Here is a 24219-nt window from a genome sequence, read left to right as displayed (position 1 = left end):
TGGCTATCGGGCCCAGACACGGTCGAGACTGATGAAGCGGTTGAGAATGACAAGGGCCAGCCCCGTTCCGATGATGACCAGTGCTGAAACCGCATTCACGGTGGGCTCCACATCGAATTGGACGTCTGCATAGATCCGCACCGGCAAGGTCAGAAGTCTCGCCGTGGTGAGGAATGCCGTGACCGTCACTTCTCCAAACGACACCAGGAACGCAATGATCGCTGATGCGAGGATCGCTGGCGTTATTGTTGGCAAAACGATGTACCAAAACGTGGCCAGACGATTAGCACCCAAGCTGGCTGCGGCTTCCTCAAGACGTACATCCATATTTTCGACAGCAGCGCGCAACATGATCAGCGTGAAAGGCGCGATCAGGACCCCGTGAACCAGGACCAGTCCCATAAAGGGTGGTAGCAGAACGAACACCTGCAGGAGCTTCAGAACGCCCAAAGCGAGCGCGATGCCGGGCAGGGCAAGTGGGAGTAGAAACAGTGTGCCGGTAAAGCCCATGGCGCGGCTGGGGTAGCGGACCAAGGCAAAGGCGGCGGGAAGCGCGATCAGAACGGCACATAGTGCCGAGACTATACCCAATTGAGCAGAGATAATGGCGGCGTCGATGTAGCTGGACCCATCAAAAAGGATGCGTTCGTACCATTTCCACGTAAAGCCGCGCCAGGCTGCTGTTGTGGCTTGGGGGACGTCATTGACGGAATTCACCAGGACAAACAGCAGTGGAAGCAGCAGCAGAGCCAATCCCACGGCGAAGAGCACGCGGCCAATCCAAACACCAAACCTATCGAGCGTTCCGGCTAACCCACGAGGCAGGAGTGCAAACCTGCTTCGAGATTGGGGGGGCGTTTCCTGCGCCCCTAGCCATGGCGTCAGTCGCCGAAAGAGGGCGCTAATGACCACCGTTCCGGCAAGACAAAGCATCAGCAACGTCATCGCAAGCGCCGAGGCGAGGGGATAGTTCTGGATCAGCAGCGCTTCTTCGTAGACCAGCATACCGACCACCCAAACCTTCTTGCCGCCAAGCAGAGTTGCCGAGACATAGGCTGTCGTTGCCAGAAGAAACACGATCGTTATGCCCGCCCTCAGCGCAGGCAAGGCGAGGGGCAGCGTGACCAACAAGAAACGATCGCATGGCCCTGCGCCGAGACTTGAGGCTGCCTCGTCAAGGCGGGGATCACGGCTCGACAGGCTGTCGAACAAGGCCATGATCAAAAAGGGCATGAAGACCTGAACAAGCGCGATGACAACTGCCGCTTCGGTGAACAGCAGATTGAGCCCGGTTAGCGATGAGACCGGCCCGCCATTGGCGAGCAAAAGCAGGAGGCCGACCGAGCGCACCACCACATTCGTCAGCAGTGGGATCAAGACGATCGCCACCGCAATCCCACGCCATTGGCTTGGCAGTTTCGCCAACCATAAAGCGATCGGGAATCCCAGAATGGCCGACATAAGGGCCACCGTTACGCCTATCCCCAAAGTCTCAGCGATGATCCGCAAATAGTAGAGGTCGGTCAGGACCAGCTGGAATTGAGCAAGAGATGGTACCCATTCAAGAGGTGCGAAAATCGACGTGTTTTGTTGAAGGCTTAGCGTTAGGACCGTGCCCATGGGTGCGCCAAACGCCAATGCCATCCAAAGTGCCATGGGTGCGATGAGGAGCCAGGGCCGCCAGCTGGCGAACGACAAGGTCGATCTCGATCGGTTAAGACGATTACCGGCGGGCATGCTTGGTGTGTCCGCCGGTACGGAGGTACTTGGGTCTGTTGTCGTTTGAGCCAAGTAGGAAGGTCCCGTCAGCCGGCGATTTCGCGGTTGAACCGCGATGACCATGTGGCCTGCTGCGCGATGACATGGTCCCAATCAAAGTCGATCAGACTTGCCACATCCTCCTCGCCATAAACGCACTTGGCGGCGATCTCCGGCGGTAGTTCAAGCGAGCGGATGGTCGGGCCATAGTAAATCTCTTCCGCATAGGCGCGCTGGCAGTCTTCGGATAGGTGCAGCTCGACCCAAGCCTCAGCCAGTGCCTGGTTCTGTGTGCCTTCGGTGATGCACGCGACATTGACCGCAACCGGCATACCCTCGGTTGGCTTGGTCACAATGATATCGTTGTTGACATCGTCCGCATATTTCTGGGTGAACGAGCCAAACTCAACCGAAGCGGCGGCCTGGTCGGCGTCAAACATGCCGTAAAGCTGCGACTGGCTCGACTGGAACGCCGCAAATGGCTTCAGTGATGCGATGGCTTCAAAGCCGGGATCGATGTCGAATTCATCGCCGCCGTGGACTTTCGCCGCCATAAGGAGCGCCGCTGTCCCCTGCGCGCCGGGGTAGCTCGGCCAGGCAAGCTTGCCCGCAACATCTTCCCGCCAAAGGTCCATCCAACTGGTCATCGGGCTATCGACCATGGTCTGATCGTAGCAAACGGTGATGGCGTTGAACGCAACGCCATAGCCGCCAAGTTTGGCCAGGTCGTAGAGGTTGTCGAAGCCAGGAAAATCAGGTCGCGCCGCTTGGGTAACGCCGTCCCGGACGGCTTGACGCGACTCAAAGACGTTGAGGTAGATAACATCAAAGCTCGGGCGGCCGCGTTCCTGATAAGCGCGGGCGCGGCGCTCGACGGTCCCACCGAGCACATATTCGATCTCGACGCCGTATTGTTCCATCAGCGGTTCGGCGCAGTACTGGCGGGTTATCCGTTCCTGCGCGCCGCCCCAGATGCCAACCACAAGTTTGTCGCCGGCGTTGATTTCCGCTCTGGCGGGCCGAACAAAGTGATAGGGCGTTGCAAGGGCCGAGGCTCCGACAAGGCCAGCGCCGACGGATAGTTTTGTGAACTGTCGACGGTCCAATCTGCGCGCAGTCCCGTTGGTTTGGGTTTTGCTGCGGCTTGTTTTGCCGGAATGTGTGGTCTTGGTCATGGAAAGCCTCCGTTTGTTTTTTGGGGGGTAAGAAACTCTCTGTGGTTTGTCGGTAGATGCGCCGCGCATGCGGTGGACGGTACCAGCCTTGCTTGCGCTGCAACGTCACGATGCTGGCTCGGAACCTCCTGCTTGCGTTGTCGCTGGCGCGTGACGCGGATCCGACAGGTAGCTGATCGCGGAGGCCGGCCCGGTCAGGTCTGCCATCGAGCCGACTTCGGGTGCCGGCTCATCGGACGCCTGAAGGACCGAAAGCGTTGCATCGCCCACCTGCACCGTGATCTGACGTTGATCACCCAGGAAGGTTGATCGCGTGACCTCGGCTGGAAGTTTGATGCCGTTAATGTCTCCGACGGGAGCATCTGAGTTTTTCGGTCTGACCTTGAGCCGAGCGGCACGCAGGACCGCATGGGTCAGGTCGCCGCTTTCAGCATGTTTTTTATGTGCCGGCAAAATGGGCAGATCCTGTCCAAGCCCAACATCGAAGGTGGACGCTCCCGAACGTCTGCCGGCAAGCACGGAGCGACCACCTAGAAAATCTGCGGTAAACACCCGTGTTGGATGCTCAGACAATGTCTCGGGTTTCGCTTGTTCCACGATCTGACCGTGGTTCATCACCACCACAGAGTCGCTCATGGCAAGCGCTTCCGACTGATCATGGGTAACGAACAGGGTGGTGACATGAATTCGCTCGCGGACGCGCGAAATCTCGTCGCGCATTTCGCTTCGCAAAGCCGCATCGAGGTTGGATAGCGGTTCATCGAGCAGGAGAACATCGGGCTCGGTCACCAATGCGCGTGCCAGGGCAACGCGTTGCTGCTGCCCACCGGACAATTGTGCTGGGTAGCGATGTCCGAACTGCGACAGCGAGACGAGGTCCAACGCAGCCCGCGTGCGGCGTTCGCGCTCTGCTCGCCCAACACGCCGCATCATCAAGCCGAAAGCGACGTTTTCTGCAGCGGTCATATGCGGGAAGAGCGCGTAAGCCTGGAACACAACTCCAACGTTGCGTTTGTGGGCTGCAACACGGGAAAGATCTTTCCCCTTCAACATAATCGAACCAGTCTCAGGCTCGATGAAGCCTGCTACGATCCGCAAGGTCGTGGTTTTACCGCAACCAGAGGGTCCCAGAAGGGCAACAAGCTCGCCGGACGAAATGGTCAGATCGAGCTCATGCAGAACTCTCGTTTCGCCGTAAGACTTGCTGATGCTGTGCAGCTGGAGGTCGGCCATGGCATACCTTTTTGACGCGTCACAAGGTGCGTCCGCTAATGCTCCGAACGGACAGATGTGCAACTAAAGGCCAAGCTCTGCAGGTTTCGTGCCAAAGATCAGGCGTGGCAGCGCCATCCATAAGAACACCGACGGTCCGTTGGTGTCAGACGATCAGGCTTGAAACCAACTCGTCATTGGTGATGTCTTGCCAGCGGATATCTGCTTGATCGAAGCGTGTGCACAAATCGACAAAGTTCTGCGGCGCTTTGGTTTCGATGCCCAGAAGTACCGATCCGAAGTTTCGTGCAGACTTTTTGAGGTATTCGAAGCGTGCAATGTCGTCGTCCGGGCCGAACAAGGACAAGAAGTCCTTCAGTGCGCCGGGGCGCTGGGGAAGGCCGATTACGAAATACTTCTTAAGGCCTTCAAAGCGCAGCGCGCGCTCCTTAACCTCGGGTAGCCGCTCGAAATCGAAGTTGCCGCCTGATGCAATGCAAACAATGGTCTTACCGGCAATCTGGTTCTTGGGGAGCCGCTTCAACGCGTCGATTGTCAGAGCACCTGCGGGCTCCAACACAATGCCCTCGACATTGAGCATCTCGATCATTGTGGCGCAGACCCCGTCCGTTGGCGCCAGCACAACATCGTCTGACGTAAAGTGTTCTAGATGCGCGAAATTGTTCTCGCCGATACGCGCCACGGCGGCACCGTCCACAAAGTTGTCGATTGCGTCCAATGTGACGCGCTGCGACTGGGCAAGGCTGGTATGCAGGCTTGGTGCTCCGTCAGGCTCCACAAAGACGAACGAGCCCCGGTAGCCCATGTCGGCGCAGTAGCGGGTCACGCCCGCGGACAGGCCACCGCCTCCGACGGCCAAAATGATACTGTCGGGGTGCGTGCCGCCAGGGAGTTGTTCAAGAATTTCCTTGGCGACCGTTGCTTGCCCTTCGATGATCACGGGATGATCGAAGGGTGGCACCATCATCCCATCGTTTTGGCGGCAGTGCTCCAGCGCTTGCTGGTTGGCCGCATCGAAGCCGTCGCCGAACAGCCTGATGTCGACGAAGGGCGCTCCGAACGCCCGTGTCTTCATAATCTTTTGCTGCGGCGTGGTCACAGGCATGAAGACGATGCCGGTCTTATGGTAGGCGCGGCAGGCGTAGGCAAAACCCTGAGCGTGGTTGCCTGCTGAAGAGCAGACGAACAAGTCTTGATGCGGTTTGTCCGCAAGCGCTTTGGTCAGGAATGAGTACGCACCGCGCACCTTGTAACTCCTGACCGGTGAAAGGTCTTCGCGCTTCAGCCAAACATCGGCGTTGTGAAGGTCCGATAAATATTGGTTGCGCTGCAAAGGGGTCGGTTCAACGACGCTTTGCAGCAACGCATGTGTCGCCGCCACGTCCGACGCGAAACTTGTCAACGAACTGCCCCCAGGACCGCTTTGTTTCGGGCGTATTTCACCGTGGTGACAAAGCCCAGTTTGTACGCGTTATCATAAGCGATTGAGACACCCAATTGCGCGGATTGTCTCTTAAGCTTAAGGCAGCATCCACCATGCGCTATCGCCTATGTGTTGCCGCGTTCCGTGCACTATATGCCGGCAAGGATCAGCTCAACAACGTCGCTTCAAGGCACCGGATATGGACTTCTTTTTCGCCTACATTGCCGGCCTGCTTACTCTAATAAATCCGTGCGTTCTTCCTATCCTGCCAATCGTTTTGGTAACGGCATTGAACGCCAACCGTCTCGGTCCGGTGGCGCTAGCTGCGGGCCTAAGCGCCTCGTTCGTTGTATTCGGGGTTTTGGTCACGGCTTTTGGCACGAGCGTCGGGCTGACGCAGGAAATGCTGGCGCAGATAGGTACGGCTCTGATGATCGTGTTTGGCACTGTCCTGGTCGTGCCATCGTTTGCGCAGCGATTTGAGTTGGCAACCGCTGGATTGGCGTCGACCGCTGGCGCTCGCATGAATGCGGTGGACACCGGATCGATGCGCGGACAGTTCGTTGGAGGGCTTTTGCTTGGCGTCGTCTGGTCGCCGTGTATTGGCCCAACCTTGGGCGGGGCCATTGCCCTCGCCTCCCAAGGCCAAAATCTGCTCTACGTGACATTGATTATGATGGTTTTCGCCGCCGGCGTTTCAACTTTCGTTATCGGCCTGGGGATTGGCGCGCAGGAAGGCTTACGAAAGCGGTCACAATTGTTCGCAGGGCTCGCCGAGCGTTCAAAACCGATCATCGGTATCACGTTCATCATCATTGGTTTGATGCTCTTCTTTCGCCTTCACCATGTCCTCGAAGGTTTGCTCCTGAATGTCATGCCCATATGGCTTCAAGATCTCTCCGTGAGGTTCTAACCAAACAAACCGATCAAAGGTCCATGTTCATGAATAGACGTCTGTTCCTCTTTGGTGCTGCGGCTCTTGCGCTGTTGCCAACCACTGCAAATGCCAGCTTCACGAGCTACACGCCCGGCGCGATCGATGCCGCTCTCGCGGCGGGTCAAACGGTCTTTGTGGATTACTCGGCGAGTTGGTGTCCGACGTGCGCGCGGCAGGAGCGGGTTATCAACGCGCTGCGGGAACAAAACCCCGCCTACGATCGTGCGATGACGTTCATCAAGGTCGATTGGGATACTTACAGGCGGCACGAGGTCACGACCTCCCGCAATATCCCGCGGCGGTCCACCCTTGTTCTATTGCGGGGTGATGCGGAGCTGGGTCGCCTGGTCGCGGGTACTGGCGAGGCCCAGATCAAGGCGCTGATGGACGCTGGGCTTTGAGCGCGGGAGGTCTGTGGTCGCTGGCCATGGATGTGCTCATCTAAGCAATGACGCAATCCTCAAAAGCGCTTGTTGTCGCTGCATCCGCGCTTGTCGCTATCGCGCTTGGCGTGTGGCAGCTTGAAGCGCAGCGCAGCGGTCTGGCGATAACGGAAGCTGTCGTTGATGGTACTCCGGTCACCTATTACGCCATGGCGGGCTCAGATCCTGCGCCTGTAATTGTGGTTGCCCACGGTTTTGCGGGGTCGCGGCCGCTTATGGAGGCTTACGCTCTTGCCCTCGCCCAAGCCGGTTACGTCGTCGCCTCGTTTGATTTTGAAGGGCACGGGCAGAACCCCATGCCGATGTCGGGCGATGTCACATCAGTTGATGGTACGACCCGCCTGCTCATCGAGGAAACACTCCGCGTCGTAGATGCCGCCTCCGCGCTCGCTGAAGCAAACGGCCAGGTCAGCCTGCTGGGCCATTCTATGGCGTCCGATATTATCATCCGTGCTGCGCAGTCGGAGCCTGCGATTGATGCCGTCATTGCTATCTCGCCGTTTTCCGAAGCAGTAACGGCTGAGCAGCCTTCCAACTTCTTGATGGTAACGGGTGAATGGGAGCCGCAGCTTCGAGCGTTTGCGTTGGAGGCAGCCCAGATGGTCGATGTGTCGGCAACTGAGAACGCCTTCGTCACAGGCGGTCAGGGCGGCGTTGTCCGCGAGGCTTTCGTTGCCCCGAATGTGGAACATGTCGGAGTTTTATTCAGCAAGCCCGGCATCGAGCGGTCGATCGACTGGCTGAACATGACCTACGGGCGAGATGCGACCGCACCGGTGCCTGCGCGCCTCGCCTGGGTCGGTCTGGTCCTGTCTGGAACGGTGGTGCTCGCATGGCCGCTATCGCGGCTCATCCCCCAGCGCTCGCGCCTGGATGCAATGGTTGGCGGCAAGCGCGTGCTGGCCGCTCTATTAGTTCCGCCACTCGTCGCACCAGCCCTTGCGCTGTTTTTCCCGCAAGGGTTTCTTCCAGTTCTGGTGGCCGATTACCTCGCCGTTCACATGGCCATCTACGGTGCACTTCAGTTGCTTATCCTGCGCGGTGCATGGCCCCGCATCGATGGGCTTTGCGTGGCCGTAGGCTTTGCCGCAGCCGCCTATGGCATTGCTGTGTTCGGGATGGCACTCGATCGCTATTTTGCGAACTTCACACCGACTGCCGCACGCGCGCCAATCATTACAGCCCTTGCGCTCGGTTCGGTGTTGTACATGCTCGCCGATAATGTGATGGCATCAGTCCTGCCGAGACTGTGGCAGCGTGTGGCGATGCGACTGGCCTTCTTGGCGTCGCTGGGTATTGCGGTCGCGCTCGACTTCGAACGGCTGTTTTTCCTCATTCTGATCATACCCATCATCATTTTATTCTACCTGGTTTTCGGTTTTGGCGGACGATGGATTGCGGAGCGGATCGGGCCGCTTGCCCCGGGCTTAGGGATGGGATTGTTGTTGGCTTGGTCGCTTGGTGTGACTTTTCCGCTGTTTGCATAACCTAAGCGGCGGGTGTTGCTTGTCCGCAGACCGCGTCTATTCCAGCAGATCCAGCTCCTCAGATATCGTTTCGAGCGTCTCAGCACGGCGTTTGACAAGTTCCGGGTTTTCGCCCGCAAAGCCAACAGCCAGAAGACGGATCATCGACACGAGCGTCGCGTGGGTTGGGACCAGTCCGTAGCTTGAAACGTGGCACGGTAGAACGAGGTCCGAAAAACGTGACGCTTGCGGCTGATAGGCGTGGTCTGTCAGCGTAATGATCTTGATGCGCGACGTGCGGGCGAAAGAGACAATCGAGCGCAGCACCTTGGGTCGTGGTTCGAGTGTCACCAGCACCAGGACATCGCGTGGGCCTGCCATTGCCAGGTCGCTTTGCCAATCCTGGCCAGCACCTGCCATGTGGTGCACACCGTGTCGCAGTTGGGAGAACAGAGCCCGGCCCACGCGGGCCACACCCTCTTCGGCACCGAAGCCTAGAAACCAGAGGTTCGGGGCAGCGGTGATCAGCGCCGCGATTTCCGGAAGGCGGTCCGAGCGCAGCTCTTCGAAGGTGCGTGTCAGATTGCGCAGTTCCAGGTCCATATGGTCGCCGATTGATCGGCCGAGAACCGTCGGTTCCGAGAGGATGGATGTTCGCGCATATGGCTCGGTGCGGTTGCGTTCTTCCCGAGCTTGCAGCCGCACTTCCTCGAAATCTGCATAGCCCAGATTACGGAAGAAGCGAGCGGTTGTGGCTTTCGAAACCCCCGCCAGGTTGGCCAGCTCCGTTGCTGTGTGGGTTTCCACAATCCCCTGATTTTCCAACAGAACATGCGCCAGCTTCTGCTCCGAACCGGTCAGTCTGGGTTGCTTCTCGTGAATGCGCAGGATCAGCCGGGATGCCATCAGAAAAACGGTGCCTAAAGTTTCAGCTTGACGAATGAAACACTAGTTCCAATGATCTGAAACACTGAAACGAGATCGGTGTCCAGCATGTCAACATCAAAGATGATGCGCGAGCGAATATGGACGAAGCTCCATGATGTCGCCAGACCTGACACTCGGTTTCACCTGAATTTCGCGGAGGTTATTCCGGACTTTGAAGGTTCGGATATGGCGACCCGGCGGGTTGTCGATGACGACGCGTATCAAGCGTCAAACTTCGCTTTCATCACGCCAGACAACTGCCTGTCTGATCTGCGTCGGCAGATGATTGAGGCGGGCAAGCCGTTTGTGATGTCGACTTACGGCATCTATCGCGGCTTCGTCCTGATGGAGCCCGAGATGGTTCCGAAGGGCGCGGCGCAATACGCCGCGTGGCTGGATGGCATGGAGCATTTTGGCAAGCCTATAACGCTTGCAGAGATCGCGCGCCGGGGGCGCTTCGATCTGCTCGTGACCGGCGCTTCAGCCGTGTCGGTCAATGGCGTTCGCTTCGGCAAAGGCCACGGCTTTTTCGACCTCGAATGGGGCATGTTCACCGACCTTGGCCTCGTCGATGAAGACACGCCGGTCATCGCGGTTGTCCATGACGTACAACTCGTCGAAGACCAGCTTCAGCCCTCTGAAACCGACATTCTCGTCGATCAAATCGCGACACCTGGACAGATGCACACCGTGGCCCGTCGAGCCAAACGGCCAAGTGGCGTCAAATGGGATCTGCTTGAACAAAAGCAGATCGACGAAACCCCACCGCTGCAGGAACTGCAACGTATCCAGGGCCTCGCATGAGCTGCCCACACCCCAAACTCAAGGAGACTGTGCCATGACCTTACGCATCAACCGTCGCCATTTTCTGGGAGCCGCCGCTGCGGGCGCTGCCTCCAGCGCTTTTCCGATACGCGGCTTCGCAAATACGCCAATGACCATGCAGGCGGCGTGGATCAATGATGCGGAGTTTATCGGTTACTATATCGGCATGCTGAACGGCTACTACGCAGAGGAAGGCATAGACCTCGAATATCTGCCCGGCGGCCCGGACGTGATCCCGGAAAGCACCATCATTGCGGGGCGTGCTGACCTTGCGCTGACAACACCGGACACCACCATCAAGGCGATCGTCGATCAGGGCGCACCGTTCAAGATTATTGGCGCGCAGTACCAGAAAAATCCGATCGGGATCGTCTCGCTTGCCTCCAATCCGATCGCAGAACCAGCAGATCTTGTCGGCAAGACGCTCGCCGTACCGCCGGTCAATGTCATCTCAGTGGAAGCAATGCTGGCGCTTAACGGGATCGATCGCGACGCGGTGAACATCGTGCCGTATGCCTATGATCCAACACCGCTGATTCAGGGCGAAATCGATGCCTCGCTCGATTTCACGACCAACGTTCCCTACACAATCGAACAGCAGGGCGTCGAAGCTACGTCCTTTCTGCTCTACGATTTCGGCTTCACCATCTACAATGACACGGTGGTCGTGACCGAAGAGGTGCTGGCTGAAAAGCGGGCCCAACTGATCGGCTGGTTGCGCGCAAGTCGACGCGGCTGGGAAGAAAACTATACCGATCCGGATGGCTGGCCGCCAAGATTCGCAGACACTTGGTTCGATGGAACAGGGCGCACGATCGCCAACGAGATCTTCTTCAACAATGCGCAACGCCCCTTGATGGAAACCGAAGGAGGTTTCTTTGCCATGACCGAAGAGGGGATCGAGGCTAACCTCACCGCGCTTGCTGAGGTGGGGATAGACGGAACCCGTGATATGTTCGATACGACGTTGCTTGAAGAGATCTGATGACAAACCCGGACGGGATCTCCCTGACCGGGATCAACAAGACCTTCACGGGACGGGGCAAGACGGTCGAAGCGTTACGTGACTTCAACCTGTCTTGCCCTGCCGGTTCGTTCACGGCCTTGGTGGGGCCGTCCGGTTGCGGGAAATCCACTGCCCTACGGATTGGTCTAGGATTGGAGCCCGCCGACACCGGCGCCGTACAAGTGGATGGCCGGCCACCGGCCGAAGCCGCGCGGGCGGGGTCGACCGGCACCGCCTTTCAGGATGCTGCTCTGCTGCCATGGCGGACGGTGCGCAAGAACGTGGAAATGCCGCTTGAGGTGCTTCGCCGAAGGCCAGCTGAGAACGCAGATCATATCCTGTCTCTGATCGACCTTGTGGGTCTGAAGGGTTACGAGAATTCGCTACCGGGCGAGCTGTCAGGCGGCATGCGCCAGCGGGTCGCCATCGCCCGTGCGCTTGTGACCCACCCTCGCGTCCTGTTCATGGATGAACCCTTTGGCGCGCTCGATCAGATTCTGCGCCGGCAGATGAACGTCGAGCTGCAGCGCATATGGAAGGAAACCAACTCGACCGCGCTGCTGGTCACCCACGGTATCGACGAAGCTGTCTTTCTGGCTGACCGCGTTGTCGTGATGCACGCCAATCCAGGACGGATCGTCGGTACCATCGACATCCCGTTCCCACGCCCACGCACGCCAGACCTGTTTTCCTCGCCTGACTTTCACGCTCTGAACGATCGGATCGCCCAGGTGCTGCATGGCGGATGACGCCGCCAGTAGGGGTGGAGGCGTGTGGCGCAGTGTCCGAGCGACATTTCTCATCCTGCTGATCTGGGAGATTGTCGGGCGGCTCGACCTGATCGCGTCCGGGGCATTGCCAGGCTTTACCGAAATTCTGGCCCGCCTTTGGGAGGACCGAGGCGACTATCCTCGCCATATTGGCGCGACACTTTATGGCTCCGGTTTCGGATTTCTGCTTGGTAACCTTGTTGGCATTGCCGCAGGAGTAGCGTTTTACCTGTCGCCAACTCTTCTGCGCCTCTTTCGCGGAGTGAACATCGCAGTCTTTGCGCTACCCCCGATCGCTATCGCACCGATCTTGGTGCTTACCTTGGATGGAATGGCGCCACGGATCGCGCTCGCGGCCCTGGGCGTTTATTTCGTCACCATGACCGCGACCGTCATCGGCCTCTCCCAAGCCGACAGCCGGGCAACTGATGTCGTTCGGGCCTATGGTGGCGGACGATGGTCAGTTTTGCGCCTCGTGCAGTTACGCGCCGCACTTCCCGCCATCCTGTCGGCCTTCCGCATCGCTGCGCCCAACGCGGTCCTGGGCGCCATTCTGGCTGAGTTTGGCGGCGGTGGGCGCTGGGGTTTGGGCAATTACTTGCTTGGATCGCTCGGCCGTGGGGAGCCAGATCGGTTGTGGGGCATTGGACTGGTTGCGACCCTCATCGCCGGGGTGAGCTACTTGATCTTCGCCCTCCTGGCGAGCCGCCTTGTAGGCGCGACGCGAGCCGTTACGCTCAACACAGCCTTGCCGCCCGCCACTGTGAGGGACAAGAGATCGGCTCGCGAGGCCGCGATCATCGTCGGAGCCTTCGCGCTACCCTTCCTGGTCTGGTGGGCATTCATCGCGATCACCGGCGTGCCGGCGCTGATCTCGAAGACGCCGCTCGGCGTGGTGGACTATCTGTTCTTCGCTTCCTCGGCGCCCAATGCTCAAGAGCGTCTTCTTGCAGCTCTGGCGGAAACTCTGCCGATCACGCTTGTCGGAATGGCGGCGGGCCTCAGCTTTGCGTTTGTGTTGGCCATCTCATCCCGTCTTGTTCCGGGCGTAATCCGCGCGTCCATGCCCATTGCACTCGTTACGCAGACTATGCCCCTCGTCGCTTTGACACCGTTGCTCGTTCTCATCCTCGGTCGTGGCACAAATCTGACCCTCTGGGTGACGATTTCAGTCACCTTCTTTCCGGCGTTTGTCACCTTGGCTCAAGGCTTGGCATTGGTGCCGAAAAGCGTTCAGGACGTGCCGCAAGCCTATGGTGCGTCGCGCTGGCAAGAGATGCGCCTGGTCACGCTACCAGCCTCTTTGCCCTATCTGTTTGCCGCAACCCGTCTGACGGTTCCGCGCGCGCTGCTTGGCGTCATGATCGCCGAATGGCTTGCCACGGGCCGCGGCCTGGGCAATTTGCTCAATCAGTCGCGCGGCTTCCTCGATTACGGGATGATCTGGACCGTGGCCGCAACGTCCGTGATCCTCTCAGTAGCGTTCCACTATGCTGTCGTTGTTGTTGAGCGCAGCACCCTCCGGCGGATGGGCATGCATACGGCAGAGTAGATGTTACGCTCGTAGGTGGACGCGCCGCAGGTTCGCCTAAGTCGCAGACGCAAATGCTTCATCTCAGTGATTAGGGGTTATCGTTGTGAGCCGCTACCGGCAGCAATCTAAAAAAGGGTCGAAGGCTCGCCACGATCAAGGCGCGCAACCATAATCGCTGCTGAACTCCAAGCGAGGGGGGGGACGGTTCACCAGTGATGCTTTATCGAGGTGCTCATTCGTCAAAGTCTTCGCTCCAACCACTCATAGGGAGTTGTCGATACGAACGTGTCTCAGCGTGTTCCGCTGCGCAAAGTCTCGGTGCCCGCCACACACGATCGCGAGCCTTTGATGAAGCGTTCAAAAGCGCAGAGCCATCGCCTCTTCAAGGTCCTGCGGCAAGATGCGGGTCTTCGGCCACCGCTTCGTAGATGTTGGCAGGTGTCGTGAACCAAACCTCGGCGCCTGCTTCTTTGATATGCTCGAGCGCCTTTGTAATCGCCTTGAGCCGAAAAGGCTGGCCGGAAATGAAGCTGTGAAGCACGATGCTCATCACGACGGCCTGATCAAAACGCGCGCTAGACAACTCCTCAAACTCATCGATGATCATGTGCGCGAAGTCTACGGCACCGGTTGATCGCCCGATCATGGTGGTGCTGTCATTGAGTTCCGCAGCATAGGGTACTGACAGAATTGGGCCGGATTCCGTTGCGAGCCAAACGGGCTGATCGTCGAGCCGAAAATCGAGCACCGTCGTGAAGCCTGCCTCTCGTAGGTGTGTCAGGGTTGTTGGCTTATGCTGCAACCACGGGCTCGACCAACCTTTTGGTGGTGCGCCCTCCTCTGCCAGGATCCGTTTGCGGCACGAGGTGATGTAACGCCGTTCCTGTTCGGCCGACATGTCCGGCAGAGCGTCCGAATTAGAAAGCCCGTGCGCGACAATATCGGCGCCTGCCGTTCGAGCTGCGGCCAAAACCTCCGGTGCCTCATCATAGAGATCGGTGTTGAGCAGAAGTGTCGGCTTGATCCCCAGCACCGAAAGTCGATCAAACAGGCGAAAGGCGCCAACCCGGTTGCCATAGTCGCGCCACGCTGTGTTAACGAGATCGGGCGCGGGCCCTGCAGGTACGATATCTTCGGTTCTTCCATCGTTGGGACGATACGACTCAACGCCTACAGCGACCCAGACAGCTACGCGTGCTCCATTTGGCCAGCGAGAGGCGGGGCGTTTTGGAAGGGCCGAGTACGTCCAAGGGTGCGCCATTGGATCAGCTGTCCAGCCTGCGCCGCAAACCGACATCTCGCGTTGCTGCACGGCGGTACATCTGTTCGTAAAACGGCAGGCGAGATGCGATTTCTTGCTCGGCAGCCTCCAGGGCTGCGTGTTTTGTGCCGAACAAGTCTCGCGCCTCGTCCATGAGCACCTGCTCGTCGACGGAAATCACCTCTCCGCTTTCAAAAACGACCCGGCCCGCCACCATCGTCAGGCGAACTGACTGGCCCAGCTCCACGTGAACAAGTTGGCGTACCGTATCGTTAAGGGGAAGGAAGGCGAGCGTCGACAAATCGACCAAGATAAGGTCGGCCGGTGCACCCAAGCAGAGGGTTCCAAGCCGAGGAATTCTCAGCGCCGCACCCCCTGTTTGCGTGCCACAGGTCAAGATCTCTTGAGCTGCGGGCCATTGGGTGTAGTCGTGACTTGATAATGTGTGGATCATCCCGGCCGTTTTCATCACCGACCACATATTGATAGCATCGTCCGCTATCGCCTCATCGACCCCCAGACAAATCGGGATTCCTCGATCACGGATTGCACAAAAGGGCATGACGCCGCTGCCCAAGCGCACATTGCTGATCGGGTTATGCGCCACAGGCGCTCCGCTTGCGGCGATGAGGTCAAGATCTGCATCGTCGACCCATATCGCGTGAATGATCAGCATGCGTTCGCTCAAAAGCCCGAGATCATGCGTATATCGAACGAGCGAACGACCGCCGAATTTCTCGTCGCCCAGAACCCGCTGTAGTTTGGTTTCAAGCATATGGGCAAAGAAGGCTAAATCGTGCTTCTTCGATAAGTCGTCCAGTTCTGCAAAGTACTGCGGTGTAACGCGCTGAGGTGCCGAACACGAAACAGCGGCTCGAATGCGACCGTCATGCGTGTCGTGCCATTTGCTGATCAGATGTTGGTACAATCCCAGAAGCTTGGCGCCGTCAAATGCGGGTCGTCGCGCTAGGTGCTTGCGAAGATCGTGCGGGATCAGATCACCAAGAAACGGCAATTTCTCCACTTCGGACAGCTCAGGTTCATCAATCGCCACAGTCGCGCGCATGCCGCTGTCAGCGTAAGCTTGGCAGACCGCATCGATGATTTCCGGCGTGGGTGCTGGCACGAAGAAACAGTCGTCCCCCACACTGGTCGTCCCCGTGCGTAGCATCTCCAGACAACCGAGCATGGTCCGCAAGTAGGCTTCGCGCGGTGTGGGTGTGAGAACGTCGAGCGCCGGGCTCTCATAAAGCATGAAAATTTCAAGCGGCAGGCACGGCAAGCGGCCCCTCATATGGGTGACCGATGAATGAAAGTGCGCGTTCACGAGGCCCGGCATCAGCAAGTTGCCACCGCCGTTTATGACGCGAGCCTGTTCTGGGGGTTGTAACGTGGAACCGATGGCCGCAATCGTTCCGTTGGCCGTCAAGACATCAGTACTGTTGGAGATCCCTCGGTCCGCATCGGCTTGCAGCAGCCGAACGTTCTGAAAAAGGACTGGGCCGGTCATCGCTCGTGCCTATCGCCGCGCAGGAACGCAGCCAGTTCCGCTGACAGGCCAACCGTTTCTCCGCCGGGCGAAGGCGGGGCGCGCAATTCTTGCTTTGCATCGTTCTCGACTTCGCTGAGTGCTCGGTCAACCGCCTCCGTTCCATCGTATAACGGGATAGTGACGGCGCTTTGTAGCCTGCTGGCGGTGCCGACAATCGCTGCTCCACAGATCACGATCGCGTCGGCGCCCGCCCCTTGAAGGTGCCTGCAGGCAGCTATGATCGTTTCGTCGTTCGCATGGGGTGTCAGATAGTCTTGCGTTGATGCGATCGTGACCGCTTCAAAAGCCACTGGCTGGTACCCGTGGCTGCGGACCACTTTTTCATAAAGCGGTTGGCTCACGTGCCCAAAAAGCACCACGCCTACCTTGCGACCACCCTTCGCTGCGACCCGCAGCGCTGCTTCGGTGATCCCGATGACGGGCACCGGAACCAGGGCGCTTAGTGCCGACAGGGCTGTGTCGAAAGATATGGCCAAGATGATCGCATCATGGTCATCGAAATGCCTTGCAACGAGATCGAGAGCAGAATGACCAGCCACGACGTTTTCGGCCTCGGTCATGACAATGCGTGCACCGAAATTGCCAGTTACGCTGTCGAACGCAACGTCCGCCGGGGCCAAAAAGCGTGCGGCTTCCGCGAAGGTGTTTGTAACCTCGGGTGACGTGTTTGGGTTGACGATCAGAATACGACGTCCGGCCGTCATACGATGAGAATTCCGGGAAAGACTGCGATCAGGCTGACGATGAACAGGATACAAAGCAAAAAAGGAAACACGCCGGCGATGACCGTTCCCACATTGCCCCGACCGCGCACACTCTGGGTGACGTAGAGGTTCATCCCAACCGGTGGGGTTATCAGCGCGAGCTCACACATCAGAACCAAAAAGATGCCGAACCAGATATTATCATAGCCGAGCAGATTGACGATCGGCAGGACGATCGGAATGGTCGCGATCATCATGGCCAGCGCGTCGAGGAAACATCCCAGCACCATGTACAATATGACAAGGATGAAGACCATCAGGAGTGGGGCCAGATCAAAAGAGGCGACAAACGCTGATACCTGTGCTGGCACACCCAGCACACCGAGAATGAAGTTCAGATAGAAAGCAGCAATGAGGATCAGAAGCGTCATACCTGTCGTTGTCACAGCGGACAGCATCGCTTCACGGAGCATTGGCCAGTTGAGCGTGCGATAGAAGGCCGTTAGTGCGAACGCGGCGATGACACCGACGCCAGCGGCCTCGGTTGGCGTTGCAAATCCAAGATAGATTGACCCCATGATCAGGATGAAGATCAGCATTGGTGGCACCAAATCGACCAGTCGTTTTCGGCGCTCGGCCCACGGTGCAAGGCGTTCGGGTCGACCGGCGATGCTCGGATTGATCAAGCATGCAATCACGATGACGAGCATGAAGGATGCAGCCAAGAGCACGCCGGGCAGGATACCCGCAGTGAACAGCGCGCCAATCGATGTGTTGGTGAGCGCGCCATAAATGATCAGATTAATCGAGGGCGGGATTAGAATACCAAGCGTGGCGCCCGATGCGACGCTGCCGGCCACCCAACTCTCAGCATAGCTTTGACGCCGAAAGGTTGGGAAGGCGACGGTCCCGATGGTCGCCGCCGTTGCAACAGATGAGCCTGAAATCGAGGCAAAGACGGTCGAAGCGGCAATGTTCGTGTGCAAGAGGCCGCCAGGCAGCGGTTTCGTCCAATCTGAAAGCGCGCGGTACATACGCTCCGTGACGCCGCCACGCACCAGGATCTCGCCCATGAAGACGAAGAGCGGGATTGCGACAAGCAGAAAATTGTTGAGCGTGCCCCACATCATCGTCCCGAACGGACGGATCATGGTGTCGCCAAAGAAAACCATCGCGCCGAGGACTGCGACGAGGAAAAGGGCGGTTGCGATGTGAAGTCCTATGAAAAGCAAGAACAGTAGCAGGCCAAAGCCCAAGGCGGCCCCTTCAATCCCGAGCATCGCCAACGCCTCTTGCGCCTTGATAGTTGCTCACATCCTCATCAACCGTCGGCGATCCATAATGGGATCCAATCGCGCTTCGTTCGGTTGCAAACAGCAGCAGACCATGGGTTGCTGTGAGGCATGCGGTCAGCGCAAAAAAAGCCATGCCGGCGAACCAGACGGCCTGTGGAACCCACAGTGGAGTTTGCAACGGCGTGTTTGTGATCGCCCCAAAGCGCAGCGTGTCACCGAGTTCACCCCATGCGTGCCACGCCATGAAGATGGCAAAAGCTGCCATCGACACCTGCGCCAAGACGTGGAGCAGGTCGGCCAAGAATGCAGGGAAAAAACGGAAGAACAGGTCGATACGCGGGTGACCCCGGCGAAGCAGTGTTAACGCCATCCCGAGAGAACCGACGAAAGCAAGCACATAGCCGCCGATCTCGTCCGTACCTTGGATCGAAACTCCGAAGACGTCGCGTCCCACAATGTCGATCGCAATCAGGAACGCGAGCACCGCGATCGCCGCGCCTGCAAGCAATGCAAGCGCGGCGGCAATTTTCTCGAAGGCCGCAAGGAGCCTTGTCGCAGTCACCTGCGGATTACTCGATTGTCAGTCCGCGCGCTGCGCCCACCGTCTCGTTCCAGATGGCGGTGCATCCAGGAAAGGAGTTTTCGCATGTGGCGGCCCATTCAGGCAGAATGTTGGTGACCGAGATCTCGGCAACCCTTGCCTTGTCTTCGTCTGACACCGGGACCAGGGTCATGCCGTAAGATGTATAGATACCCCCTTCAGGGCACTCGCCACCGGTCGAGCAGGATTGAGCCGTGCCGTTGGTGTTGATTGCGACATCCCACAGAGCAGCCTCCATATCGGCCATAACGGCGTCGAAAGCTTCGCGCTGTTCGTCCGTCAGGCCGTTGTACCAGTCAAGATTGACCATGTGCGACTGGATCGATCCCGAAACCGATAGCGGATACAAATGTGTTGTCACCTCCGGCCACTTTCCGGTGTTGGAGGACGTTGGGGAGGTCACGCCGCAGGACGCAACACCGCGTTGGAGTGCGGGATAAACTTCTGGGAAAGAGAGCGTCACCGGCGTTGCGCCCAAGTTCTCCAGCAGCGTCGACATGGACGCTGTAAAGGACCGAACCTTCAAACCATCAATGTCATCGAGTGATGCGATCTCGGCCCCACACAGGAAGACTTGAGGTCCAAACGGCCAGATTGCAGCAGCCCTGACATTAAATTTCTCGGCAAGCCGATCGTTAAATGGCTCACGATAGGCTTCGACGGCGGCCTTGAGATCCGTCATATTGGTAGACACGCCGATGAGATCGATGCCCTCCAAGAACGGATCGTCTCGCGCGACGCTGCCCACCTGGATCGTTGCCATTTCGAATGCGCCTGAGCTTAGGAGCCGCAGCCCATCTGCGAGATTGATATTCAGTGCCTGGAATTCGCTCCGGTTGACCTCGAACCCTGCGCTTTCAAGAGACGCAACCGCTTCCATTTCGGGGGGGTGCTGCGCCCTTTGATCTTGGTTTTGTGAGATCAGGCGGACAGACTGCGCGTAAGCCTGAGTTGAGAGAACTAAAGCGCCTCCAACGGCCATAGCGGTAAGCAGAGCGGTTTTCATGACGTATACCTCTGTTGATTTTCCCTTGAGGGATCCCAGCGCGACTTTCTTTCGTTTGAAACAGTGCACGGCGCCCGAAAAAGATCAAAGGTTAGGCGTGCACAAAAAACAGGCGCTTGGTGTGTTGAAGACACAGATGGTCCCGATAGGTTGTCCGAAGTGAGCGCGTTCGGCTTCCCTGTTCTTGTCTTGGCGGAGGCGCGAAGGGTGGCGTTCGATATCAACGCAAGGGTGGCAAATGAGGTGTGATGGTACGACCGGCTGCGGCGCAGGGAACGCAGTTGTCATCAGGGTGTGCCGATGACGATTGCGCCCCGCGTCGGTATGCTGACGCCGTCGTCGAACACCGTGCTGGAGCCCTACACTGCTGCCATGTTTGCTGAACTTAGCGGTGACGCAAGCGTGCATTTTGCACGGTTTCGTGTGGTCGAGATCTCGATGTCAGACGCCTCGCAATCGCAGTTTACACTCGCGCCGATTTTGGAGGCGGCGGAACGACTGGCCGAAGCCAAGGTGGGTTGCATCGCGTGGAATGGGACATCCGCCGCGTGGCTTGGGCTCGACAAAGACCAAATGCTTTGTCGTGCAATTGAAGAGAGAACGGGGATTGCCGCGACTTCAACCATGTTGGCATTCGAAGCCTACTACAAGCGACAGCAGGTGAGCCGTTTGGGGCTGGTCACACCTTACCTCAGTGAAGTTCAGGACCGTATCATCGAGAGTTGCGCGCACCGAGGAATCGAAGTCGTTGCCGATCGGCGTTTGGAAGACAGGGGTAACTTCAGCTTTGCCGAGCACGGCATAGACCTGGTGAGAGCGATGATCCGTGACGTTGCGGAGTGCAAGCCCGACGCAATCGCCATCGTTTGCACCAACTTTCGGGGCGCGGCAGTTGCTGCCGAACTGGAGGCTGAGCTGGGTGTGCCGGTCATTGACTCGGTATCGATTACCGCTGCTGCAACAATGCGCGCGGTTGGCATGGACCCCAGACGGGTGAGCGGGTGGGGTAGCGTGTTTGCTGCTTTCTAACTGGGCATATCGTCAGGCATACGCTTCGTTTGGCCCTTCATTCTGCAGAACCCGAGCCACCGTTTCCCCGGTATGCATCAGATGCGTTCGCCATATTCGTCCCGCCGTTTGCGCGTCGCCCTGTCGAAAGGCGTTCATTAATGCATCGTGCTCGCCGAGCGCTTGTTCCCAACGGTCCGGATCAACGATTGCCATGTAGCGACCGCGTTTTGCACGCAGCATCAGAGCGCGCTGTGTGTGGGCCAGAACCGGGTTTCCTGAGGCCTCGATAATCCTCGAATGAATGGTGCTGTTGAGGTCGAAATAGCCATCCTTGTCGCCTGTGTCGAAGCACCGCTGCATCTGATCGTGTAGTCTTTCCAGCGTCTCTAGCGAAGCTTCGTCGATCCGGGTGACGGCGAGTTCGGCGGCCAGTCCTTCCAGACCAGCGAGGACCTCAAACAGATTAAGCGCCTCTTCGGCTGTGAACGTTGAAACACGTGCGCCGCGATTTTGCGTCAGGTCGACAAGTCCATCGAGCTCCAGGAGCTTGAGCGCCTCCCGTAGAGGCGTCCGCGAGATGTTCATTTCCTCGCACAGGGCACGTTCGATTATGCGGCTTCCGGGCGGTAGCTCGCCACGAATGATGCGGGCGCGCATGATCTCGAGGAGCTGGTTGGCTGCCGCCTGTCGCCTCGAGAGCGGATAGGTGGTGTCACGGGATCGAACCGCTACTGGGGGCGCTGGTGCTGACATTTGGGCTCTCTAGGTTCGGCTCGACATGAAGATCACTTTTCCACGCTACTAGCTGCCTGCAATCTCAACGTCACCCCCAGCAGGCGCATGCTGTTTCACAGCCGCTTATTTGCGCAACGACGGCGCCTAATGCGACAAGGATTTGCATGGGGCGGCCTAGCTTCTGCGGGAAAACAGATAGATGCTCGGTTGAGACAAGCATGCTTCCAGTGGTTCGATAACATGCCAACGCACTGCACAGCTCAATCCCACTTCGGCAACGGGCACGCGGGTATATGACTGGGGCTGCTATCGCCACAGCATCACGGCATATGCCCGGCACCGCCGACCCGGTAGAAAGCGTTACCAACGCTCTCGACAAGATTGACGCCCAGAACGAACGGCTGAACGCGTTTGTGCAGGTCGACCGAGAACGCAGCCTGGCCGACGCCCGAGCCGTCGCCGCGCGGCTCGCAGATGGCGAAGTCTTGCCGCTGGCTGGTGCACCTCTTGGGGTGAAGGATAATATCTGGGTCGAAGGCTGGCGCGCGACGCAGGGGTCGCGGTTGTTTGCCGATCATATCGCTCCCCGCGATGCCGTGTCGGTGGCACGGGCGCGCAAGGCGGGCGCAGTGGTAGTGGGTATCACAGCGTGCTCGGAGTTCGCTTGTAAGGGGCTGACGAAAACGCCTCTTTACGGTCCGACGAAACACCCCATGGACCTCAGCCTTACGCCCGGAGGTTCCTCGGGTGGGAGCGCGGCCGGCCTTGCAGCAGGCATGGTTGCGCTTGCGCTGGGGACGGACGCTGGCGGGTCAGGTCGCAGGCCCGCAAGCCATTGCGGATTGGTAGGTCTCAAAGGGTCGCTCGGTGCGATACCTTATGGTCCCGGATTCCCAGAGCCGACCTGGGATATCTCGGTGATCGCACCTATGGCACGCACGGTTGCTGACACAAGGGTCCTGTTCGATGTCATGCGCGGTTTTCACCCGTCCGACCCTGCGTCGGCTATCACTTTGGCGCAGGAGCCGTCAGAGCTGGGGGTGATTGCGTTCAGCTCGCGCTTTGGTCTCGATGCGCCGGTAGATGATGATGTTGAGACCGCGGTTCAAATGGCCATCAATGCCCTCGTGCAAAATGGATGGCCGATCGCTGAACGTGATCCAAAATGGCCTGACGACGCCAGTGAGGACAAACTGTTGCCACTTCAGCACGCGGGTCTGGCTGCGCTGCACGGCGCGGCCTACCTCGAACATCCCGATCTGATCGACCCGGATCTTGCACAGCAGATTGAGGGCGGTTTGAGCGCCTCTGCGAAAGAGACGGCGGATGCGCTCGAAGCGGCTCGACAGATACGCCAGACCGTTTCGGAGTTCTTTGCCACAACCGACCTTCTGATTGGTCCAACAACACCTTGCGTGGCATGGCCACACCATTTGCTTGGGCCAGACAGGATTGGCGGACAGGCCGTCGCGGCGCGCGGGCATGCGGTTTTCACACCGTTCTTCAATCACGCGCGCAACCCAGCGATCTCGGTTCCCTGTGGTCGGGGGCGGGGTGGCTTGCCGGTCGGTCTTCAAATCGTGGGCCGCTTCGGCGATGATCTGCGCGTTCTTCGGGCTGCCCAGGAAGCCGAAAGCGTTTTTGAGGCTACAGGTCTTTGGAGTGGGTTGGAGCCTTCATGAAAATCCTTGTCTTGAACCCAAACACCTCAACGCACATGACAGATCGCATGACGGCGGTTGGACAGACGTTTGCAGCCGACGGTACTGAGCTTGTCGGGGTAACCGCAAAAACGGGCGTGCCGTATATCTCAAGTCGCCCTGAAGCGCAGCTTGCAGGCGCTGAGGTGCTGACCATCATCGCTGAACAGCAAAGCGATGTTGATGCCGTCATCATAGCGGCGTTTGGTGATCCCGGTTTAACGGCCGCAAGAGACCTGTTCGACCTTCCCGTTATTGGTGTTTCAGAAGCAGCCATGTTGACCGCGTGCATGGTGGGCGATCGGTTCGCACTGGTGACCTTCTCGCGCAATCTGCAGCGGTGGTACGAAGAGTGTGTTGCCGCTCACGGACTGGGAGAGCGTTTCGCAGGGATTCATATCCCCGACGTTGCGTTTGGCTCGCTCAAAACCGTCCAGGACGAGATATCTGGCGCCCTGGTTGACGTCGCCAACGAAGCAGCCGCTTCAACGGGCGCAGACAGTATCATTCTCGCAGGCGCCCCCTTGGCAGGCTTGGCGCCCAAGATAGCGGGGCAGATTGTCCGCCCCGCGATCGACCCGATTTCAGCGGCGGTGGGCTCCGCTGAAATGCTCGTACGGCTCGGGGGGCGATCGCTTGCAGGGCCAAAACTGCCTTCGAAAACCAGCGAGGGTCTGCCGTCAGCGCTGGCCGATGCAATCGGCAGATAGTCCAGACATGCCAGGGTGATAGCGCGAGAAGCAGGTATGCCCAAGCATCAGGCAATTTTGCATGCAGTCTTGAATTTATCAATAAAAACAACGGCTCAATTCTGGCATGAGCATTGCTTACCCCTAGCGCAACAACCAAGCCAAAAG

The 24219-nt window shown here is 58.5% G+C and carries 22 protein-coding genes; 10 read left to right on the top strand and 12 right to left on the bottom strand.

The features are described from left to right. Window positions 1-3 precede the first annotated feature (3 nt). From AAF739_10865 to ilvA, 4 genes are all read right to left on the bottom strand, one after another. Window positions 4-1644, bottom strand: a complete 1641-nt coding sequence (locus tag AAF739_10865) for an ABC transporter permease subunit (GenBank protein MEM6383165.1) — start codon at window positions 1642-1644, stop codon at window positions 4-6. A gap of 161 nt (window positions 1645-1805) precedes the next feature. Continuing rightward, window positions 1806-2933: an extracellular solute-binding protein gene (locus AAF739_10860; protein ID MEM6383164.1), complete on the bottom strand. Its 1128-nt coding sequence runs from the start codon at window positions 2931-2933 to the stop codon at window positions 1806-1808. 105 nt (window positions 2934-3038) lie between these two features. Further along, window positions 3039-4166 carry an ABC transporter ATP-binding protein gene (locus AAF739_10855; protein ID MEM6383163.1) on the bottom strand — a complete coding sequence of 376 codons (1128 nt, stop codon included), beginning with the start codon at window positions 4164-4166 and terminating at the stop codon, window positions 3039-3041. 145 nt (window positions 4167-4311) lie between these two features. Further along, window positions 4312-5568 (bottom strand): threonine ammonia-lyase IlvA, encoded by a 1257-nt coding sequence (gene ilvA / locus AAF739_10850; protein MEM6383162.1) that lies wholly within the window; start codon window positions 5566-5568, stop codon window positions 4312-4314. A gap of 220 nt (window positions 5569-5788) precedes the next feature. On the opposite strand from ilvA, the gene AAF739_10845 reads away from it, so the two are divergent. The 3 genes from AAF739_10845 to AAF739_10835 are packed head-to-tail and all read left to right on the top strand — an operon-like array spanning window position 5789 to window position 8456. Continuing rightward, window positions 5789-6502, top strand: coding sequence for a cytochrome c biogenesis protein CcdA (locus tag AAF739_10845; GenBank protein ID MEM6383161.1), 714 nt, complete (start codon window positions 5789-5791; stop codon window positions 6500-6502). A 29-nt stretch (window positions 6503-6531) separates the two neighbouring features. Then, entirely contained in the window at window positions 6532-6927 is a 396-nt protein-coding gene (locus AAF739_10840) for a thioredoxin family protein (protein MEM6383160.1), read from the top strand. Window positions 6928-6974: 47 nt separating this feature from the next. Beyond that, entirely contained in the window at window positions 6975-8456 is a 1482-nt protein-coding gene (locus tag AAF739_10835) for an alpha/beta fold hydrolase (GenBank protein ID MEM6383159.1), read from the top strand. A 36-nt stretch (window positions 8457-8492) separates the two neighbouring features. Here the strand turns inward: AAF739_10835 and AAF739_10830 are convergent, their stop codons facing one another. After that, window positions 8493-9341, bottom strand: a complete 849-nt coding sequence (locus tag AAF739_10830) for a MurR/RpiR family transcriptional regulator (GenBank protein MEM6383158.1) — start codon at window positions 9339-9341, stop codon at window positions 8493-8495. A gap of 87 nt (window positions 9342-9428) precedes the next feature. Between AAF739_10830 and AAF739_10825 the strand changes: the two genes are divergently transcribed. Genes AAF739_10825 through AAF739_10810 form a run of 4 tightly spaced genes read left to right on the top strand, consistent with a single transcriptional unit; the run spans window position 9429 to window position 13515 of the window. Then, window positions 9429-10166: a 5-formyltetrahydrofolate cyclo-ligase gene (locus tag AAF739_10825; GenBank protein ID MEM6383157.1), complete on the top strand. Its 738-nt coding sequence runs from the start codon at window positions 9429-9431 to the stop codon at window positions 10164-10166. 34 nt (window positions 10167-10200) lie between these two features. Further along, the gene (locus tag AAF739_10820) at window positions 10201-11172 is read left to right on the top strand and encodes an ABC transporter substrate-binding protein (protein ID MEM6383156.1); all 972 of its coding nucleotides are present in this window, start codon (window positions 10201-10203) and stop codon (window positions 11170-11172) included. Beyond that, window positions 11172-11942 carry an ABC transporter ATP-binding protein gene (locus AAF739_10815; protein MEM6383155.1) on the top strand — a complete coding sequence of 257 codons (771 nt, stop codon included), beginning with the start codon at window positions 11172-11174 and terminating at the stop codon, window positions 11940-11942. Before AAF739_10820 ends, AAF739_10815 begins: the two co-directional genes overlap by 1 nt. After that, window positions 11932-13515: an ABC transporter permease subunit gene (locus AAF739_10810; GenBank protein ID MEM6383154.1), complete on the top strand. Its 1584-nt coding sequence runs from the start codon at window positions 11932-11934 to the stop codon at window positions 13513-13515. The genes AAF739_10815 and AAF739_10810 overlap by 11 nt, the downstream gene beginning before the upstream one ends. A 364-nt stretch (window positions 13516-13879) precedes the next feature. Here AAF739_10810 and AAF739_10805 read toward each other — a convergent pair whose 3' ends face one another. The 6 genes from AAF739_10805 to AAF739_10780 are packed head-to-tail and all read right to left on the bottom strand — an operon-like array spanning window position 13880 to window position 19916. After that, complete coding sequence (locus tag AAF739_10805) at window positions 13880-14758, bottom strand: polysaccharide deacetylase family protein (GenBank protein ID MEM6383153.1); 879 nt, start codon at window positions 14756-14758, stop codon at window positions 13880-13882. A gap of 4 nt (window positions 14759-14762) precedes the next feature. Further along, complete coding sequence (locus tag AAF739_10800) at window positions 14763-16268, bottom strand: amidohydrolase family protein (GenBank protein ID MEM6383152.1); 1506 nt, start codon at window positions 16266-16268, stop codon at window positions 14763-14765. Beyond that, the gene (locus tag AAF739_10795) at window positions 16265-17014 is read right to left on the bottom strand and encodes an aspartate/glutamate racemase family protein (protein ID MEM6383151.1); all 750 of its coding nucleotides are present in this window, start codon (window positions 17012-17014) and stop codon (window positions 16265-16267) included. Before AAF739_10795 ends, AAF739_10800 begins: the two co-directional genes overlap by 4 nt. Then, complete coding sequence (locus tag AAF739_10790) at window positions 17011-18294, bottom strand: TRAP transporter large permease (GenBank protein ID MEM6383150.1); 1284 nt, start codon at window positions 18292-18294, stop codon at window positions 17011-17013. The genes AAF739_10795 and AAF739_10790 overlap by 4 nt, the downstream gene beginning before the upstream one ends. Beyond that, a complete protein-coding gene (locus tag AAF739_10785; protein ID MEM6383149.1) occupies window positions 18281-18871 on the bottom strand; it encodes a TRAP transporter small permease in 591 nt (196 codons plus the stop codon). The genes AAF739_10790 and AAF739_10785 overlap by 14 nt, the downstream gene beginning before the upstream one ends. Window positions 18872-18878: 7 nt before the next feature. Next, entirely contained in the window at window positions 18879-19916 is a 1038-nt protein-coding gene (locus AAF739_10780; GenBank protein ID MEM6383148.1) for a TRAP transporter substrate-binding protein, read from the bottom strand. Window positions 19917-20216: 300 nt separating this feature from the next. Between AAF739_10780 and AAF739_10775 the strand changes: the two genes are divergently transcribed. Continuing rightward, a complete protein-coding gene (locus AAF739_10775; protein ID MEM6383147.1) occupies window positions 20217-20945 on the top strand; it encodes an aspartate/glutamate racemase family protein in 729 nt (242 codons plus the stop codon). A gap of 12 nt (window positions 20946-20957) precedes the next feature. Here the strand turns inward: AAF739_10775 and AAF739_10770 are convergent, their stop codons facing one another. After that, the gene (locus tag AAF739_10770) at window positions 20958-21680 is read right to left on the bottom strand and encodes a GntR family transcriptional regulator (GenBank protein MEM6383146.1); all 723 of its coding nucleotides are present in this window, start codon (window positions 21678-21680) and stop codon (window positions 20958-20960) included. Between the two features lie 311 nt (window positions 21681-21991). Between AAF739_10770 and AAF739_10765 the strand changes: the two genes are divergently transcribed. Together AAF739_10765 and AAF739_10760 are read left to right on the top strand one after the other, a co-directional pair. After that, window positions 21992-23344: an amidase gene (locus AAF739_10765; protein MEM6383145.1), complete on the top strand. Its 1353-nt coding sequence runs from the start codon at window positions 21992-21994 to the stop codon at window positions 23342-23344. Further along, window positions 23341-24072 (top strand): aspartate/glutamate racemase family protein, encoded by a 732-nt coding sequence (locus AAF739_10760; protein MEM6383144.1) that lies wholly within the window; start codon window positions 23341-23343, stop codon window positions 24070-24072. Before AAF739_10765 ends, AAF739_10760 begins: the two co-directional genes overlap by 4 nt. Window positions 24073-24219: the final 147 nt, after the last annotated feature.

The organism is Pseudomonadota bacterium, from assembly GCA_039024915.1.
Lineage (GTDB): Bacteria > Pseudomonadota > Alphaproteobacteria > Rhizobiales > MH13 > MH13.
This window is presented reverse-complemented; position numbering and strand designations above follow the sequence as displayed.

Coding starts and splice junctions, on each gene's coding strand:
- AAF739_10810 (MEM6383154.1), top strand. CDS start 11,932: ATGGCGGATGACGCCGCCAGTAGGGGTGGAGGCGTGTGGCGCAGTGTC.
- AAF739_10790 (MEM6383150.1), bottom strand. CDS start 18,294: ATGCTCGGGATTGAAGGGGCCGCCTTGGGCTTTGGCCTGCTACTGTTC.
- AAF739_10770 (MEM6383146.1), bottom strand. CDS start 21,680: ATGTCAGCACCAGCGCCCCCAGTAGCGGTTCGATCCCGTGACACCACC.
- AAF739_10775 (MEM6383147.1), top strand. CDS start 20,217: ATGACGATTGCGCCCCGCGTCGGTATGCTGACGCCGTCGTCGAACACC.
- AAF739_10780 (MEM6383148.1), bottom strand. CDS start 19,916: ATGAAAACCGCTCTGCTTACCGCTATGGCCGTTGGAGGCGCTTTAGTT.
- AAF739_10795 (MEM6383151.1), bottom strand. CDS start 17,014: ATGACGGCCGGACGTCGTATTCTGATCGTCAACCCAAACACGTCACCC.
- AAF739_10865 (MEM6383165.1), bottom strand. CDS start 1,644: ATGGCATTGGCGTTTGGCGCACCCATGGGCACGGTCCTAACGCTAAGC.
- AAF739_10820 (MEM6383156.1), top strand. CDS start 10,201: ATGACCTTACGCATCAACCGTCGCCATTTTCTGGGAGCCGCCGCTGCG.
- AAF739_10845 (MEM6383161.1), top strand. CDS start 5,789: ATGGACTTCTTTTTCGCCTACATTGCCGGCCTGCTTACTCTAATAAAT.
- AAF739_10765 (MEM6383145.1), top strand. CDS start 21,992: ATGCCCGGCACCGCCGACCCGGTAGAAAGCGTTACCAACGCTCTCGAC.
- AAF739_10800 (MEM6383152.1), bottom strand. CDS start 16,268: ATGACCGGCCCAGTCCTTTTTCAGAACGTTCGGCTGCTGCAAGCCGAT.
- AAF739_10825 (MEM6383157.1), top strand. CDS start 9,429: ATGTCAACATCAAAGATGATGCGCGAGCGAATATGGACGAAGCTCCAT.
- AAF739_10760 (MEM6383144.1), top strand. CDS start 23,341: ATGAAAATCCTTGTCTTGAACCCAAACACCTCAACGCACATGACAGAT.
- AAF739_10860 (MEM6383164.1), bottom strand. CDS start 2,933: ATGACCAAGACCACACATTCCGGCAAAACAAGCCGCAGCAAAACCCAA.
- AAF739_10835 (MEM6383159.1), top strand. CDS start 6,975: ATGACGCAATCCTCAAAAGCGCTTGTTGTCGCTGCATCCGCGCTTGTC.
- AAF739_10805 (MEM6383153.1), bottom strand. CDS start 14,758: ATGGCGCACCCTTGGACGTACTCGGCCCTTCCAAAACGCCCCGCCTCT.
- AAF739_10855 (MEM6383163.1), bottom strand. CDS start 4,166: ATGGCCGACCTCCAGCTGCACAGCATCAGCAAGTCTTACGGCGAAACG.
- AAF739_10815 (MEM6383155.1), top strand. CDS start 11,172: ATGACAAACCCGGACGGGATCTCCCTGACCGGGATCAACAAGACCTTC.
- AAF739_10840 (MEM6383160.1), top strand. CDS start 6,532: ATGAATAGACGTCTGTTCCTCTTTGGTGCTGCGGCTCTTGCGCTGTTG.
- AAF739_10830 (MEM6383158.1), bottom strand. CDS start 9,341: ATGGCATCCCGGCTGATCCTGCGCATTCACGAGAAGCAACCCAGACTG.